The organism is Streptomyces sp. NPDC008079, assembly GCF_042957385.1.
In the GTDB taxonomy this organism is placed as follows: domain Bacteria; phylum Actinomycetota; class Actinomycetes; order Streptomycetales; family Streptomycetaceae; genus Actinacidiphila.
Genome location: NZ_JBIBIC010000007.1, coordinates 13,504 through 30,247 on the forward strand (window position 1 = coordinate 13,504; position 16,744 = coordinate 30,247).

Annotated in this window: 12 protein-coding genes; 11 read left to right on the forward strand and 1 reads right to left on the reverse strand. The window is 71.8% G+C overall.

What is annotated here, in order from left to right; all coding sequences use genetic code 11:
- Positions 1–91: 91 nt before the first annotated feature.
- Positions 92–3,595: a beta-N-acetylglucosaminidase domain-containing protein gene (locus ACFZAM_RS16875; RefSeq protein WP_391046744.1), complete on the forward strand. Its 3,504-nt coding sequence runs from the start codon at positions 92–94 to the stop codon at positions 3,593–3,595.
- A 135-nt stretch (positions 3,596–3,730) separates the two neighbouring features.
- On the opposite strand, the gene ACFZAM_RS16880 is transcribed toward ACFZAM_RS16875, so the two are convergent.
- Positions 3,731–4,267, reverse strand: coding sequence for an HNH endonuclease (locus tag ACFZAM_RS16880; protein ID WP_075016193.1), 537 nt, complete (start codon positions 4,265–4,267; stop codon positions 3,731–3,733).
- A gap of 232 nt (positions 4,268–4,499) precedes the next feature.
- Here ACFZAM_RS16880 and ACFZAM_RS16885 point away from each other — a divergent pair, with 232 nt between their 5' ends.
- The 10 genes from ACFZAM_RS16885 (at position 4,500) to ACFZAM_RS16930 (ending at position 16,744) form a co-directional block, all read left to right on the forward strand.
- Positions 4,500–5,567: a mechanosensitive ion channel domain-containing protein gene (locus ACFZAM_RS16885; protein ID WP_391046747.1), complete on the forward strand. Its 1,068-nt coding sequence runs from the start codon at positions 4,500–4,502 to the stop codon at positions 5,565–5,567.
- A 170-nt stretch (positions 5,568–5,737) separates the two neighbouring features.
- Positions 5,738–6,973 (forward strand): ROK family transcriptional regulator, encoded by a 1,236-nt coding sequence (locus ACFZAM_RS16890; RefSeq protein ID WP_355337173.1) that lies wholly within the window; start codon positions 5,738–5,740, stop codon positions 6,971–6,973.
- A 248-nt stretch (positions 6,974–7,221) separates the two neighbouring features.
- Positions 7,222–8,553, forward strand: a complete 1,332-nt coding sequence (locus tag ACFZAM_RS16895; protein WP_355337171.1) for an ABC transporter substrate-binding protein — start codon at positions 7,222–7,224, stop codon at positions 8,551–8,553.
- The gene (locus tag ACFZAM_RS16900) at positions 8,553–9,503 is read left to right on the forward strand and encodes a sugar ABC transporter permease (RefSeq protein ID WP_355337169.1); all 951 of its coding nucleotides are present in this window, start codon (positions 8,553–8,555) and stop codon (positions 9,501–9,503) included. Before ACFZAM_RS16895 ends, ACFZAM_RS16900 begins: the two co-directional genes overlap by 1 nt.
- A gap of 2 nt (positions 9,504–9,505) precedes the next feature.
- Complete coding sequence (locus ACFZAM_RS16905) at positions 9,506–10,420, forward strand: carbohydrate ABC transporter permease (protein WP_355337167.1); 915 nt, start codon at positions 9,506–9,508, stop codon at positions 10,418–10,420.
- The gene (locus ACFZAM_RS16910; RefSeq protein ID WP_355337165.1) at positions 10,417–11,679 is read left to right on the forward strand and encodes a 6-phospho-beta-glucosidase; all 1,263 of its coding nucleotides are present in this window, start codon (positions 10,417–10,419) and stop codon (positions 11,677–11,679) included. Before ACFZAM_RS16905 ends, ACFZAM_RS16910 begins: the two co-directional genes overlap by 4 nt.
- Entirely contained in the window at positions 11,676–12,698 is a 1,023-nt protein-coding gene (locus ACFZAM_RS16915) for a BadF/BadG/BcrA/BcrD ATPase family protein (RefSeq protein ID WP_391046753.1), read from the forward strand. Before ACFZAM_RS16910 ends, ACFZAM_RS16915 begins: the two co-directional genes overlap by 4 nt.
- A 201-nt stretch (positions 12,699–12,899) precedes the next feature.
- The gene (locus ACFZAM_RS16920; RefSeq protein WP_391046756.1) at positions 12,900–14,306 is read left to right on the forward strand and encodes a hypothetical protein; all 1,407 of its coding nucleotides are present in this window, start codon (positions 12,900–12,902) and stop codon (positions 14,304–14,306) included.
- Positions 14,307–14,413: 107 nt separating this feature from the next.
- The gene (locus ACFZAM_RS16925; RefSeq protein WP_391046758.1) at positions 14,414–15,391 is read left to right on the forward strand and encodes a transporter substrate-binding domain-containing protein; all 978 of its coding nucleotides are present in this window, start codon (positions 14,414–14,416) and stop codon (positions 15,389–15,391) included.
- Between the two features lie 57 nt (positions 15,392–15,448).
- The gene (locus ACFZAM_RS16930; protein ID WP_391046760.1) at positions 15,449–16,744 is read left to right on the forward strand and encodes a hypothetical protein; all 1,296 of its coding nucleotides are present in this window, start codon (positions 15,449–15,451) and stop codon (positions 16,742–16,744) included.

The window sequence follows — 16,744 nt, forward strand, 5'->3', positions numbered from 1 at the left end:
GCGGAGGAAACTCCAGCCACATTGACACCGCACCGCGAGGAGTGATGGGCTCGGCGTCCGTCGTCGGTGCAGCACTCCGCAAGGAGGAACCGTGCAGGCCCTCCGGAGGAGTTCCGCCGCAGCCATCGCGGCCACGTTCATCGGCGGCTGGCTGGCCCAGTCGCCCGCCGCGACCGCCGCTCCCGCGCCGCCGAGCACACCGCCCGCCGGGACCAGGACGGACACCGCGGCCTCCCCGCGGCCCCCGGCGGTGTGGCCGCGCCCTCAGAGTCTGCGCGCGCAGGGGCAGTTCGCGCGCGTGACGAGGACGGTGACGCTGGTCGCGGGCACGGACGCCGACCCGTACGCGCTCGATGTGATCGAGGACGCGCTGCGCGGGGCGGGCGCCCAGGAGATCCGCAGGTCGGACACGCCGGGGTCCGGGCTGACCGTCTACGCGGGCGACGCGGCGCAGCCCCGGCTGACCGCGCTCAAGGCCCCCGAGCAGGACGACTTGGCGTCCGGCGGCTACCGGCTCGCGGTGGACGGCGGCACGGTGGCGCTGGCCGGAGCGGGCGAGGACGGCCTGTTCCACGCGGCGCAGACGCTGCGTCAGCTCGTCACCGGCGACAGCGGCGGCGAGCGCGGCTTCGCGGGCGTGGTCGTACGCGACTGGCCGACGGCGGCGGTGCGCGGGGTGACCGAGGGGTACTACGGCGTGCCGTGGACGCAGTACCAGCGGCTGTCGCAACTGGACTTCCTGGCCAGGACCAAGCAGAACCGCTATCTGTACGCGCCGGGCGACGACCCGTACCGGCAGGCGCAGTGGCGCGACCCCTATCCGGCGGCCCGGCGCGCGGACTTCAGGGCGCTGGCGGAGCGGGCGGCGCGGGACCATGTGACGCTGGCGTGGGCGGTGGCCCCCGGGCAGGCGATGTGCTTCTCGTCGAAGTCCGACCAGCGGGCGCTGGAGCGGAAGCTGGACGCGATGTGGGCGCTGGGCGTGCGGGCGTTCCAGCTGCAGTTCCAGGACGTGAGCTACAGCGAGTGGCACTGCGGCGCGGACGCGCGGGAGTTCGGCTCGGGGCCCGACGCGGCGGCGCGCGCCCAGGCGAAGGTCGCCAACGTGGTGGCCGCGTATCTGGCGCGGCGCTACGGCAGCGCCGATCTGTCGCTGCTGCCCACGGAGTACTACCAGGACGGCACGACCCCGTACCGCACGGCACTGGCGAAGGCGCTGAGCCCGGACGTGACGGTCGCCTGGACCGGTGTCGGGGTGCTGCCCGCGCGGATCACCGGCACCCAAGTGGCGGACGCGGCGGCCGCGTTGAAGCACCCGCTGGTGACGGTGGACAACTACCCGGTGAACGACTTCGCGCCGGGCAGGCTCTTCCTCGGCCCGTACACCGGCCGTCAGCCCGCGGTGGCGACGGTCTCGGCGGGGGTGCTGGCGAGCGCGATGCAGCAGCCCGCCGCGTCCCGTATCCCGCTGTTCACGGCGGCGGACTTCGCCTGGAATCCGCGCGGTTACGACCCGGCGGCCTCCTGGCAGGCGGCGATCGACGACCTGGCGGGGCCGGATCAGGCGGCCCGTGCGGCGCTGCGCGCGCTGGCGGGGAACGAGGCGTCGTCGGCGCTCGGCGGCGACGAGTCGGCGTATCTGCGCCCGCTGATCAAGGAGTTCTGGGCCGCGCTGGACTCCGGCGACCAGGCCCGGCTGACGGCGGCGGCGGCCCGGCTGCGGTCGGCCTTCACCGTGATGAGCGGCGCGCCGCACGCCCTGCGCGGGCTCGCCGACGGCACCTTCGGCGCCGAGGTGCGGCCGTGGCTGGACCGGCTGTCGGCGTACGGGACGGCGGGCGGGCACGCGGTCGACATGCTGGTGGCGCAGGCGGCGGGCGACGGCGCGGCGGCCTGGAAGGCCCGGCAGTCGCTGGACCGCGGCCGGGCGGCGCTGACGCAGGGCACGGCGAAGGTCGGCGAGGACGTGCTCGACGGCTTCCTGTCGCGGGCGGTCGACGACGGCGACGCCTGGTCGGGGCTGCGGGCGGACGGCAGGACCGCGACGGCCACGCTCGCCTCGGGGCGCGGCACCGACCCGTCGGCGATGGTGGACGGCAAGAATTCCACGGCGTGGTCGAGCAACGCTCCCCCGCAGCCCGACGACTCCTTCGGGGTCGATCTCGGGACGGCCAAGCAGGTCGGCTCGGTGCGGATCGCGATGGGCGACGGCAGCGGCTCCGACGACTTCCTGCACGACGCGGTCCTCGAACTGTCCGCGGACGACGGCACCGGCTGGCACCGGGTCGGCGAGTACCACGACCAGGCGGTGATCTCGGCGACGCTCCCCGCGGGCACCCGCGCCCGCCAGGTGCGGCTGCGCGCGAGCGACGGGCAGTCGGGGGCGGTGACGGTGCGGGAGTTCACCGTGTCGGTGAGCGGCGAGGTGGCCCCGACGGCCAGCGGTCCCGACGACGCGTCGGCCGTGGTGGACGGCGACCTCTCCACCTCGACCGCCGCGGATTCCGACGCGGGTGCGCTGACGGTGGACTTCGGCGGCGCGCGGCTGCTGGACAGCGTGACGATCGCCGCGTCCGGTGCGCGTACGGGGTCGGGCGCCCCCGCCGCCGCGGCCGATCCGGCGCCGGGGCCGATGGCGGGTTCCCCCTTCGGCCCGCATCCGATCGCCGTACGGGACACGGGCCCGCCCACCCGCACGGCCACCGGCCGGGTGACCAAGGCGCCCGCGGCCGTGGAGGTGCACACCCCGGGCGGCGGCTGGCAGCGGATCGGAAGCCTGACCGCGGACTGGACGGAGCTGCCCGCGGGGGTCGTCGCCGACGCGGTACGGCTGTCGGACGGCGCCGGGGTGCACGAGGTGGTGCCGTGGTTCGCCGGGGCGCCGCGGGTCACGTTCGACCAGCCGGAGGTGGACGCCGAGATCGGCGGCTCCGCCGTCCCGGTGACGGCGTCGGTGGCCTCGGGGCTGCCGCGCGACGAGAAGGCGGCGGTCTCGGTGGCCGCACTGAAGGGCGGGGCGACGGCGACCGCGCCCGCGTCGGTCCCGCTGCGGCGGGGCGCGGCGGGAGCGGTGCCGCTGAGCGTGTCGGTGCCCGCGGGTACGGCGCCCGGCACGTACAGCCTGCCGGTGCGGATCACCGTGGCGGGCCGCACCGTGGAGCGGCGGATCACCGTACGGGCGCGGGTGCGGACCGCGGGGCCCGATCTGCTGCGCGGCGGCGCGGCGACGTCCTCGGGTGACGAGACCCCGGACTTCCCGGCATCCGCGGTGGCCGACGGCGATCCGGAGACCCGCTGGTCCTCGCCGGTGGACGACCACGCCTGGGTGCAGGTCGAGCTGGCGGCCCCGGCCCGGGTCGGCAGGGTCGTCCTGCACTGGCAGGACGCGTACGCGGCCGGATATCAGGTGCGGACCTCCGCCGATGGAGTGACCTGGCACACGGCGGCCACGGTGACCGACGGCGGCGGCGGGACCGAGACTGTGTGGCTGGACGCGCAGGACGGCACCCGGTACGTGCGGGTGCAGGGCGAGCGCCGGGCGACCAAATTCGGCTACTCGCTGTTCGGCGTCGAGGCGTACGCGGTGGCGGACTGATCGCGGTGACGGGGTGCCACGGAGTGACCCGTTTCGGTCACTGCGTGGCACCCCCGGCCCGTCACGGACCGCCGCGCCGCGCCGGACGTGCTCCCGGTTGCCGTACAGCGCCCGAGACGCACGAAAGCCCGGATCTCAGGCTGATATGCCGTCGATCCGGGCCAGGGCGTCGTCCGCGCCGAACGGTTGCAGGTATGGCAACCAGCGCGGGTCCCTATGTCCGGTCCCGATGATCCGCCAGGCGAGCCCGGACGGCGGGGCGGGTTGATGACGCAGCCGCCAGCCGAGTTCCGCCACGTGGCGGTCGGCCTTCACGTGATTGCAGCGTCTGCACGCGGCCACCACGTTCTCCCAGGCGTGCTGGCCGCCCCGGCTGCGCGGAATGACGTGGTCGACGCTGGTGGCGGCGGCTCCGCAATACGCGCACTTGCCGCCGTCGCGGGCGAACAGCGCCCTACGGGTCAGCGGCACGGTGCCCCGAAAGGGGACTCGCACGAATTTGGTGAGCTTCACGACACTGGGCGCGGGCAGCGCCTGTGTCTCACTGTGCAGATAGGCGCCGGATTCCTCGAGGCAGACGGCCTTGTTGTTGAGCACGAGGACAAGCGCACGGCGGAGCGGTACGACGCCGAGCGGCTCGTACGACGCGTTCAGGACCAGGACATGCGGCACGGATGCCTCCTTTAACGCCGGCGGCGCGTGGCTCGCGCCGGGACGATCTGGCCTAAGTCTCTCCGGAAGGCGGCCCATGGCGCCACCATGCCCGGGTAACGGACCGAGGGTGTTTTGCAGCACACCTGTGTTCATCCCCACGATCGTGGCCTGCCCCTCCTCCCGCACGGCAACGAGACGGCATCGGTCGTCCCGTTAGTGTGGAGGCTTGTTTCCCACCGGAGGTTCCGCAGTGCCCACCGCGACGTCCACCGCCGCCGCCGTACCGTCCCGCCTGTTCCCGCTCGCCGCCGGAGACCGTGATTCGTCGGTCTACCGGGCCGGCGGCTGGATACAGGAGAACTGGGCGAGCTGGCTGAGCGCGGGGCTGCGCATTTTGTTGATCGTCGCCATCGCGATCGTGCTGCGCTCGGTGGTGCGGCGGACGATCAGCAGACTCATCGACCGGATGAACCGGGGCGCGGAGGCCGCGGCCTCCACCGCGCTGGGCGGCCTGCTGGTCAACGCGGAGCGGCGCAAGCAGCGCAGCGAGGCGATCGGCTCGGTGCTGCGCAGTGTGGCGTCCTTCCTGATCCTGGGCACGGCCGCGCTGACCGTGCTGTCGGTGCTCAAGATCAATCTGGCGCCGCTGCTGGCCAGCGCCGGGGTCGCCGGGGTCGCGATCGGCTTCGGCGCGCGCAATCTGGTGACGGACTTCCTGTCCGGCGTCTTCATGATCCTGGAGGACCAGTACGGCGTCGGCGACGTGATCGACGCGGGGGTGGCCAGCGGCACCGTCATAGAGGTGGGCCTGCGGGTCACCAAGCTGCGCGGTGACAACGGCGAGATCTGGTACGTGCGCAACGGCGAGGTCAAGCGGATCGGCAACCTCAGCCAGGGCTGGGCGACGGCCGTGGTGGACGTGCAGGTCGGCGCGGGCGAGGACCTGGAGCGGGCGCGCCAGGTGATCGCGGCCACCGGCGAGGACATGGGCAAGGAGGACCCCTGGGACGAGATGCTCTGGGAGCCCGTACGGGTCCTCGGCCTGGAGTCGGTCGGCACGGACTTCGTGGTGATCCAGACGCACGCCAAGACGATGCCGGGGCGGGCCACCGATGTCGCCCGTGAGCTGCGCTGGCGGATCAAGCGGGCGTTCGACGAGGCGGGCATCGTGATCTCCGGCGGTACGCCGACGGTGGAGGTCACCGAGGCGACGGTGCCCGAGGGCGCGTCGGAGGTGGCCGAGATGCGGCGGCAGACCGCCGTGGAGGACGCGCGCCCCGCGGCGCCCGTGCCGCCGCCCGCCTCCGGCGAGCGCTGACCCGCGGCAGCTGTCGCTTTGCCGAGGCCCCTGGCACCCTGATGGCGCCGGGGGCTTCGTTCATAACGACTTGGCCGTCCTGCCGTCGACCCCCCTTGACGCTCCGCCAATGGCGGGCCTACCTTTCGTTTTGCCAATAGGAAACTTTCCTAACAGTGAACTGAGGGAGGATGGCGCGCATGGCTGGCACCCCTGGAACGCCGCGCGTACTGCGCGCCATGAACGACCGCGCCGCACTCGACCTCCTGCTGGAGCACGGCACGCTCTCCCGTACCCGGATCGGCAAGCTGACCGGACTGTCCAAGCCCACCGCGTCGCAGCTGCTGGCGCGCCTGGAGGCGGCGGGGCTGGTCCAGGCCACCGGCACCACGGCGGGCCGCCCCGGCCCCAACGCCCAGCTCTACTCGGTCAATCCGGCCGCCGCGTACGTGGCGGGACTCGATGTCAACTCCGAGCGGATCAGGGCCGCGGTCGCCGACATCACCGGCCGTACCGTCGGCACCTTCAAGCTGCTCACCCCGCGCCGCCGCACCGCGGGCAACGCGGTGGAGCAGGTCGTGCAGGCGGTGGACGGCGCGGCCAAGGCCGCCGGGCTGAACCGCTCCGACCTGCACCGGATCGTCATAGGCACGCCCGGCGCCTTCGACCCCAGCACCGGACGGCTGCGCTACGCCAGCCACCTGCCCGGCTGGCACGCGCCCGCGCTGCTGGACGAGCTGGCCGCCGCGCTGCCGATGCCGCTGGAGTACGACAACGACGTCAATCTCGCCGCCGTCGCCGAACAGCGGATCGGCGCCGCCCGCGAGCACGACGACTTCGTGCTGCTGTGGAACGAGGAGGGCATCGGCGCCGCCATCGTCATCGGCGGCCGGCTGCACCGCGGCTGGACCGGCGGCGCGGGCGAGGTCGGCTTCCTGCCGGTGCCCGGCACCCCGCTGGTCCGCAACGTCACCAAGGCCAACAACGGCGGCTTCCAGGAACTCGCGGGCTGCAACGCCGTGTTGCGGCTGGCCAGGGAACTCGGCATCGACGTCCCGGCCGGCACCCAGCAGGACGCCGCCGCCGAACTGCTCGCCGAGGCCGCGCTGCGGCACACCGCGAGCGAGGAGACCGGCGCCGACAGCGGCCCGTACGGCGAACTGCTCGCCCGGTTCGCCACCGGCACCGCCATCGGTCTGGCCTCGCTGGTCGCCGTGCTCGACCCGGCGATGATCGTGCTGTCGGGCGATGTGACCGTGGCGGGCGGCGAACCGCTGCGCGCCCTGGTCCAGGCCGAACTCGCCGAACTGGCCGTACCCCGGCCGCATCTGGTGCTCGGCACGGTCCAGGACCACCCCGTACTGAGCGGGGCGCTGGAGAGCGCGCTCGCCACCACCCGCGACGAGGTGTTCGACACCTCGCGCTGACCCCGCCCCGACAACAGACCCCGCCACCCCGAACCGCCCGAGCCAGAGCCAGAACCGCCACAGCCAGAACCACCAGAGCCCAGAACCCGCGTACCCCGCAGATCCAGCGGACCGGCACACCCCGCCGCTCCGGTGGTCCCGCACACCCTCAGCACACCCTCAACAGGCCCTCAGCACACCCTCGACCAGTCCTTGAAAGCAGTACTTGAAAGGCCCGCAAGGCCCGAAGATCCCCCGGAGGAAGCGCAGTGTCCCGTCTGACGAAGGCAGCCGCCGCCGTAGCGGCCACCGCCGCGATATCGCTGCTCGCGAGCGCATGTACCGGCCAGAGTTCCGGCTCGGCCGACGACGACGCCAGCAAGGACGTCTCCATCACGTTCTGGCACGGCTGGACCGCGCCCAACGAGCTGAAGGCCATCAACGACAACGTCGCCCGGTTCGAGAAGGCGCACCCCAACATCCACGTCAAGGTGCAGGGCAACATCACCGACGACAAGATCAACCAGGCGCTGCGCGCGGGCGGTTCGAAGGCCCCCGACGTCGTCTCCTCCTTCACCACCGACAACGTCGGCCAGTTCTGCTCCTCCGGCTCGATGGCCGACCTCGGCCCGTTCCTGACGAAGTCGAAGATCGACCCGGCCGCCACGTTCCCCAAGCCGATGCTGGAGTACACCCAGTTCAACGGGACCCGCTGCACGCTGCCGCTGCTCGGTGACGCGTACGGGCTGTACTACAACAAGAAGGCGTTCGCCGCCGCCGGGATCAGCGCGCCGCCCAAGACGATGAGCGAGTTCAAGGCCGACGCGATCAAGCTGACGAAGTCCAAGGGCGACTCGTACAGCCAGCTCGGCTTCATGCCGAACTTCCACGGCTACGAGTCCACCACCACGCACCTGGCCGCGCAGTGGGGTGTGAAGTACTTCGACGCGAGCGGCAAGTCCCAGGTGGCCAAGGACCCCGGGTTCGCGAAGATGTTCGGCTGGCAGCAGGACATGGTCAAGTCGCTGGGCGGCTTCGGCAAGCTGGAGAAGTACCGCAACACCTTCGGTGACGAATTCGGCGCGAAGAACCCGCTGCTGACCGGCCAGGTCGCGATGGGCATGGACGGCGAGTGGCGGCTGGGCATGGCCAAGGACGCCGGGATGAACGACCTCGGCGTGGCGCCCTTCCCGGTCCCCGACGACCAGGCGAGCACGTACGGCAAGGGCTACCTGTCCGGCACGATCATCGGCATCGCCAACACCAGCACGAAGAAGAACGCGGCCTGGGAGCTGGTGAAGTTCATGACCACCGACACCGACGCGGTCGTCTCCTTCGCCAACGCGATCCACAACGTGCCCTCCACGCTGGCCGCGCTGAAGTCGCCGAAGCTCGACGCCGACCCCGGCTTCAGGACCTTCATCGACATCGCGCAGAACCCGAACAGCACCACCACCCCGCCGAGCATCAACGGCGGCGCGTACCAGCTCACGCTCCAGGACTTCGGTTACGCCTACGAGTCCGGCAAGTCCAAGGACCTTGAGCAGGGTCTCCAGGGTGTCGACGCGCAGGTCGACAAGGACATCGCGCAGGCCAAGTGATGACCGCCGCCCTCCATCCCCTGCTGAAGGCCAAGCGCCGCAAGTCGGCGCTGCGCACCCTGGCCTTCCTGTCCCCCTGGATCATCGGGTTCAGCGTCTTCTTCGTGTACCCGCTGGTCTCCACCGTCTACTTCTCGTTCATGAAGTACAACGGCATCAACGCGCCGACCTGGGTGGGCGGCAAGAACTGGTCGTACGTCTTCTCGGACTACCCGTTCTTCTGGCCCGCGCTGCGCAACACGCTGTGGCTGGTCGTCGTGATGGTGACGCTGCGGGTGCTGTTCGGACTCGGCATCGGCCTGCTCATCACGAAGATCAAGACGGGCGCGGGCTTCTTCCGTACGGCGTTCTACCTGCCGTACCTGGCCCCGCCGGTCGCCGCGACGATGGCGTTCGTCTTCCTGCTCAACCCCGGTACGGGACCGGTCAACCACCTGCTGGGCGACTTCGGTCTGCCCACCCCGGGCTGGTTCACCGATCCGCACTGGTCCAAGCCCGCGCTGACCATGCTGGCCGTGTGGGGCATCGGCGACCTGATGGTGATCTTCATGGCCGCGCTGCTCGACGTGCCCAAGGAGCAGTACGAGGCGGCGGAGCTGGACGGCGCGGGCCCCTGGCACCGCTTCCGGTTCGTGACGCTGCCGAACATCTCGCCGATCGTGATGTTCGCGGTGGTCACCGGTGTCATCCAGACCATGCAGTACTACACACAGCCGCTGGTCGCGGGGAAGGTCGCGAGCGGGGTGATCGGCAACTCCGGCCAGCAGGTGGAGCCCGGCTACCCCGACAAGTCGACCCTCACCCTGCCGCAACTGGTCTACGAACGCGGCTTCCAGCGCTTCGACTACGGCTCGGCGTGCGTCATCGCCCTCGTGCTGTTCGTGCTCTCGATGGCGTTCACGGCGCTGCTGCTGCGCCGCCGCAACGGCTTCCTGTCGGCGGAGGACTGATCATGACCCAAGCGACCATCGCGCCCGGCGGCGCCGTCCGCGACTCCGCCGCGGGCCGCGGCCCCGACCTCCGCGCCCGGCGCAAGGCGCGCCGCAAGGAGACCCTGCACTGGATCGCCGTGCACTCGCTCGGCATCGCGGCGGCGGCCTTCTTCGTGCTGCCCTTCGTCTTCGTCTTCCTCACCGCGGTGATGAGCGACAACCAGGCGCTCACCCGCGACCTGTGGCCCGACCACTGGCAGTGGTCCAACTTCCGCACGGTGTGGGACACCCCGGGCTTCCTGACCTGGTGGCGCAACACGCTGGTGTACGCGGTCGGCGGCACCGTGCTGACCGTGGTGTCGTCCCTGCCGGTGGCGTACGCGCTCGCCAAGTTCCGCTTCCGCGGCCGTAATCTGGTCATGGTCCTGGTGATCTCGACGATGATGCTGCCGCCGCAGGTGGTCATCATCCCGATGTACCTGTTCTGGACCAAGCAGTTGGGGATGGACGGCAGCCTGTGGCCGCTGATCATCCCGATGGCCTTCGGTGACGCGTTCACCATCTTCCTGCTGCGGCAGTTCCTGCTGACGATCCCCAAGGAGTACACCGAGGCCGCCAAGGTCGACGGCTGCGGTGAGCTGCGCACGCTGCTCACCGTCATCGTCCCGATGATCAGGCCGGCCCTGGCCGCGGTGGCGCTCTTCCAGTTCTTCTACTGCTGGAACGACTACTTCGGGCCGCAGATCTACGCCAGCTCCAACCCCGGGGCCTGGACGCTCAGCTACGGACTGGAGTCCTTCAAGGGCGCACACCACACCAACTGGAATCTGACCATGGCGGCCACCGTTCTCGTGATGGCCCCGGTGATCGTGGTCTTCTTCTTCGCGCAAAAGGCCTTCATCGAAGGCGTGACCCTGACGGGAGTCAAGGGATGAAACTGGCAGTCGTGGGCGGCGGGTCCACGTACACCCCCGAACTCATCGACGGATTCGCGCGGTTGCGCGACACTCTGCCGATCGAGGAACTGGTGCTGGTCGACCCGGCCGCGGACCGCCTGGAGTTGGTCGGCGGGCTCGCCCGGCGGATCTTCGCCAAGCAGGGCCATCCGGGCACCATCACCACCACCGCCGACCTGGAGTCGGGGGTGGCCGGCGCGGACGCCGTGCTGCTCCAGCTCAGGATCGGCGGGCAGGCCGCGCGCAACCAGGACGAGACGTGGCCGCTCGAATGCGGCTGCGTCGGCCAGGAGACCACCGGCGCGGGCGGTCTCGCCAAGGCGCTGCGCACGGTCCCGGTGGTCCTCGACATCGCCGAGCGGGTGCGCAGGGTCGCGCCGCAGGCGTGGATCATCGACTTCACCAACCCGGTCGGCATCGTGACCCGGGCGCTGCTCCAGGCCGGGCACAAGGCCGTCGGGCTGTGCAATGTGGCGATCGGCTTCCAGCGCAAATTCGCCAGGCTGCTGGACGTCTCGCCGGAGCAGGTGCACCTGGACCACGTCGGGCTCAACCACCTGACGTGGGAGCGCGGGGTGCGCCTGGGCGGGCCGCAGGGCGAGGACATGCTGCCCAAGCTGCTCGCGGAGCACGGCGACACGATCGCCGCCGACCTGCACCTGCCGCGCGAGATCGTGGACCGGCTCGGCGTCGTCCCCTCGTACTACCTGCGTTACTACTACGCGCACGACGAGGTGGTGCGCGAGCTGCGGACCACGCCGTCGCGGGCTTCCCAAGTGGCCGCGATGGAGAAGCAGTTGCTGGAGATGTACGGCGACCCGGCGCTGGACGAGAAGCCGGAGCTGCTGGCCAAGCGCGGCGGCGCCTTCTACTCGGAGGCCGCGGTGGCGCTGGCGTCCTCGCTGCTGCGCAACACCGGCGACGTCCAGGTGGTGAACACGTACAACAACGGCACGCTGCCGTTCCTCGCCGACGACGCCGTCATCGAGGTGCCCGCGGTGGTCGACGGGAACGGCACGAAGCCGCTGCCGGTCGCGCCGCTCGACCCGCTGTACGCGGGCCTGATCGCCAATGTCACGGCGTACGAGGACCTGGCGCTCGAGGCCGCGCTGCGCGGCGGCCGGGACCGGGTGTTCAAGGCGCTGCTGTCGCACCCGCTGATCGGCCAGTACGAGTACGCCGAGGCGCTCACCGACAGTCTCGTCGCGCACAACCGGGAGCACTTGGCGTGGGCGTGAGCCGGGAACCGCTCGTCCCCGGTGGCGTCCTCGCCATCGACGCGGGCAACAGCAAGACCGACGTGGCGCTGGTCGCCGCCGACGGAACGGTGCTCGGCGCCGCCCGCGGCGGCGGCTTCCAGCCGCCGGTCGTCGGCGTCGGGGCAGCCGTCGACGCCCTCGCGCGCATCGTGGAGCGCGCGGCGGCCGACGCGGGCCTGCGGCGTGCCGCGGACGGTTCCGACAGCGCCGATACGGGGACACCTCTGGTGGAGCACACCTCGGCCTGTCTGGCCAACGCGGACCTGCCGGTCGAGGAGCAGCAGCTCGAAGCGGCGGTGCACGGGCGCGGCTGGGCGAGGTCGACGCGCGTCGCCAACGACACCTTCGCGATCCTGCGGGCGGGCGTGGACGCGCCCCGCGGGGTGGCGGTGGTGTGCGGCGCGGGCATCAACTGCGTGGGCATGCTGCCGGACGGCAGGACGGCCCGTTTCCCGGCGATCGGCAAGATCTCCGGGGACTGGGGCGGCGGTTCGGGTCTCGCCGAGGAGGCCCTGTTCCACGCCGCCCGCGCCGAGGACGGCCGGGGCGGACCGACGGCGCTGGCGGCCACACTGCCCGCGCACTTCGGACTGCCCACGATGTACGCGCTGATCGAGGCGCTGCACCTGGAAACGATTCCGGCGGCCCGCAAGTACGAGCTGACGCCCGTGCTGTTCGCGACCTCCGACGCGGGGGACGCGGTCGCCCGCTCGATACTCGACCAGCAGGCCGACGAGATCGTGGCCCTGGCCACGGTGGCGCTGGCCAGACTCGACCTGCTGGACGAGGAGGCCGACGTGGTGCTGGGCGGCGGGGTCATGGCGGCCAGGAATCCGTATCTCATGGACGCCCTGACCGAACGGCTCACCGCCCGCGCCCCCAAGGCCCGGCCGCACGTCGTGACGGCGCCGCCGGTGCTCGGCGCGGCCCTGCTGGGTCTGGACCACCTGGCGGCCCCGGCGCGGTCCCACGCGGCACTGCGGGCCCACTACGCGTAACGCCTCACACCGCCCTGTTCGGTTCCCGGTCACCCGGGAACCGAACAGGGCGTTGACGCGTGTGGGGGGTTAGGGGAGCAGGCAAGGCGGTCGTGCGGCAAGATCCACCGGTTGGCTAGGTGGATGCAGGTGGCTGCGGCCATACTGCTGGCTGAGAGCGTGACTTCCGCGGACGCGGTGGTCGGTCCCGGGGGAGGGTGAGTGACGCAGACGCCGACGATGGGCGGGGGTTCGAACGGGCTGAACCGGGCGGGGGTACCGGCGCAGCGCCGCCGGGCCTGGGTGGAACGTACGGATCAGCTCAAGGCCGCCGCCACCACGGAGCCGGGCCGGCTGCGGATCATCGGCGCCGTACTGGCCCTGCTGGTCGTGGCGTTCGGCGCCGTCACGGCCTGGCAGGTCAGCGACCGTACGACGGCCGCGGGCAGCGTGCTCCACCACAGCGGGCCGCTGAGCGCGGACGCGGCGGAGATCTACCGCAGCCTCGCCGACGCCGACGCGACGGTGGCGGGCGGCTTCCTCGTCGGCGGCCAGGAGCCGCGCTCGGTCACCGACCGCTACGACAAGGACATCGACACCGCGGCCGAGCTGATCACGCACGCCGCCGCGAACACGCAAGGGTCCGCGGAGGCGAGCGCGCAGATCTCCTCGCTCAACCAGCAGCTCCCGCGGTACACCAAGCTGGTGGCCACCGCCCAGGCCAACAACCGGCAGGGCCTGCCGCTGGGGGGCGCCTACCTGCGGTTCGCCAACGAGCAGATGCGCAAGCCCGGCGGGCTGCTCGACGCCTCCAAGAAGCTGTACGAGGCGGAGTCGGCGCGGCTGGACGACGACTACTCCGGCGCCAAGGCACTGCCCTACGCCTCGTGGGCGCTGGGCATCGTGGCGCTCGGCGGCCTGGTGTGGGCGCAGCGCCGCCACTACCGGCGCACCAACCGGGTGTTCAACCACGGCATGCTCGCCGCGTCCGCCGCCTGCGCGGTGGTCCTGTTGTGGCTGGTGGTGGGACACACGGTGGCGCGTACGCAGCTCGACAACTCCGACGCGCACGGCGCGGAGTCGATGAAGGTGCTCAACAGCGCGCGGATCGCGGTGCTCCAGGCCCGCGGCGACGAGAATCTGACGCTGGTGGCCCGCGGTTCCGGCAGCGCGTACGACGCGACGTTCCAGAGCGGCATGGAGACGCTGGCGGGCAAGGACCCCAAGGGCGTGGGCGGTGAGCTGGCGAAGGCGCTGAAGCTGGCCGACAACACGGCGGGCCGCACCCCGGTCGATTCCGCGATCAAGGGTGTGCAGGCGTGGCGCGGCAGGCACGATGTGGCCAGGGCGAGTGACAACAACGGTGACTACGCCACGGCGGTCGCCGAGGTGATCGGCGGCAAGGACAGCAAGGGCAAGACGGTCACGGAGACCACCGGGCAGTGCTTCGACGTGGTCGACGCCAGTCTGGAGAAGGCCGTCGCGCAGGAGCAGCACGAGTTCCAGCAGGCCGCGAGGAACGGCCACGGCGCGCTGTCGCTGCTGCCGTACGGCGCGGCGGTGCTCGCGGTGCTGGCGGCGGCGGGCGCGGTGTTCGGCATCGGGCGCCGCCTGTCGGAGTACCGGTGATGAGCGTGCGGAACGAACCCGGGGTGAGGCGGACTGTGGAAGCGATACGGCCAGGACGCGGCAGGCGGGCCAGGGCCAGGCTGCGCGGCTGGGGCGGAGTCGCGGGGATGGCCTCGGCGTGCGCGCTGGCGCTGAGCGCCGCGCTGCTGCTGCCGTCGGACACCGCTCCCGCCGCCGACGCGGGCAGGACCGCCCCGCGGGCGCCGGTGACGCACGCGCAGTACGCGGCCGACGACGCGTGCGAGAACTCCGCGACGGCCCTGGACCCGGCGACCGGCGCGGTCACGAGCCTCGACCCCGACGGCGGGACGCGGGACGGCGCGGCGGTGGAGCGGATCAGGCGGAACAAGCGGCTGATCGTCGGTGTCGACCAGAACAGCTATCTGTGGGGTTACCGCGACCCGGTCTCCGGTGAGATCACCGGCTTCGACATCGCCATCGTCAAGGCCATCGCGAAGAGCATCCTCGGCGAGAACGCGCAGGTGCAGTACCTGACGATACCGACCGACCAGCGCGTCCCGATGATCCTGACCCACAAGGTCGACATGGTGGTGCGCACGATGAGCATCACGTGTTCCCGGCTGACCGAGAAGGACAAGCAGATCGCCTTCTCCAGCGCCTACTTCATGGCGGGCCAGCAGCTTCTGGCGCCCGAGGGCTCCCCCGTCACCGGCTTCGACGACTCGCTGAGCGGCAAGAAGGTCTGCACCGCGTCCGGTTCGACCGGTGAGACCAAGCTCCAGGCGGACCCGCACGGCGCGAAGATCATGCTGGTGCCGAACCAGCTCGACTGTCTGGTGCGGGTGCAACTCGGCCTCGCGGACGCGGTGTTCACCGACAACGCGCTCGCGGCCGGCCAGGCCGCGCAGGACCCGTCGATGCGGCTGGTCGGCAAACCGGTCACCACCGAGCCGTACGGTGTGGCGATGAACCTGGCGGACACCGACCTGATCCGGCAGGTCAACCAGGTGCTGGCGACGTACAGCGGCGGCGGCGCCGACAGCGAGTGGATGCGGCAGTACCACCGCTGGCTCGGCCAGCACCTGTCCGGGATCACCGGCCCGCCGGAGGCCCACTACAAGTAACGGCGCGACGCAGTCGGGGGCACCAACAGCGCACACGGACAGCGGAAAGAGGGTGTGATGGCGGTCGCTGGACCCACCGGACCGGTCATGGGACGGGAAGAGGTCGACCGTGCCCTGGAGCGGCTCGGCACCGAGCACGAGGCGATCGAGTCCTCGCTGCTCGCCCTCCAGGACCACTCGGGCCGCCGTCTGCTGGAGGGCGCCGAGCTGACCGGTGTCACCAAGGAGCGCTGGGCGGAGACCGACGCGGCGATCACCCTGCTGTGGGCGCATTTCGAGGCGTACACCGAGGCGTTGGACAGCGCGCGTGAGCTGCGGGCCAAGCGGCGCTGGCCGACGCAGACCGAACTGCTCCGGCTGACCGAACTGCTGCGCGGCGAGGGCGTGACCGTCACCGGGGCCGCCACCCCGGACGCCGCCAGGTCGCTGACCGGCCCGGCGAAACTGACCGAGAAGTTCAGCCTGGAGCAGTTGCTCGCGCGGATGAACGGCTGGTACGACCAGGCCATGGAGACGGTGGCCGCCGCCGACTCCGTGTGGTCGGCGCTGCCCGCCAGGATCGACCTGCTGGCCGCAGAGACCCGGCGGGTCCAGTCGCTGGCGGACTCGGTGGGCGTACGGCCGGGCACGCACCCGGCGGGCGACGAACTGGCCGGTCTGATCGACGACTTGGGCGTGCTGCGCGCCCGTACCGTCTCCGACCCGCTCGCCTTCTGGCGGGCCGCGCCCCCGCCCGGCCGCCCCGACACCGAGCGGTACGAGCAGGCGGGCCGCCAACTGGAGCAGATCCGCCGCGAGGTGGAGGCGGTGCTGCACGTACGGGACGACGCCGAGCACCGGCTGCTGCGGCTGCGTGACGTGCTGTCGCGCGCCGACCGCACGCTGACCGAGGCGCGCAGCGCCCGGGTCGAGGTGCTGTCGAAGATCCTGGCGTCCGACGTGCCCGCGGTCAGCGGCCCGGCGGCGGCGCTGCACGAACAGCTCGCGTCCGCCGAGGCGTTCTGGCGCGGCTCGCAGTGGCACCGGCTGTCCCCGCTGCTGGACGGCCTGGAGGAGCGCGCGGACGAGGAGCTGCTGCGGGCCCGTGACTCGCTGACGGCGGTGACCGCGCCGCTGGCGGTCAGGGCGGAGCTGCGCGGCAGACTGGACGCGTACCGCGCGAAGGTGGCGCGGCTGGGGATGGCCGAGGACCCGCTGCTGATCGAGCGGTACGACCAGGCGCGCCGTCTGCTGTGGAGCGCGCCGTGCGACCTGGCCGCGGCCGAGCGCACCGTGCAGCGGTATCAGCAGGCGGTCGCGGAGGTCACCGTGCCGCGGACGTCGGGGCCGCAGGACAGCAGGGGGCCGGTATGA

Excerpts from the sequence above, each read along its gene's own strand:
- ACFZAM_RS16905 (WP_355337167.1), top strand. The coding sequence starts at position 9,506 with ATGACCCAAGCGACCATCGCGCCCGGCGGCGCCGTCCGCGACTCCGCC.
- ACFZAM_RS16900 (WP_355337169.1), top strand. The coding sequence starts at position 8,553 with ATGACCGCCGCCCTCCATCCCCTGCTGAAGGCCAAGCGCCGCAAGTCG.
- ACFZAM_RS16925 (WP_391046758.1), top strand. The coding sequence starts at position 14,414 with ATGGCCTCGGCGTGCGCGCTGGCGCTGAGCGCCGCGCTGCTGCTGCCG.
- ACFZAM_RS16930 (WP_391046760.1), top strand. The coding sequence starts at position 15,449 with ATGGCGGTCGCTGGACCCACCGGACCGGTCATGGGACGGGAAGAGGTC.
- ACFZAM_RS16890 (WP_355337173.1), top strand. The coding sequence starts at position 5,738 with ATGGCGCGCATGGCTGGCACCCCTGGAACGCCGCGCGTACTGCGCGCC.
- ACFZAM_RS16910 (WP_355337165.1), top strand. The coding sequence starts at position 10,417 with ATGAAACTGGCAGTCGTGGGCGGCGGGTCCACGTACACCCCCGAACTC.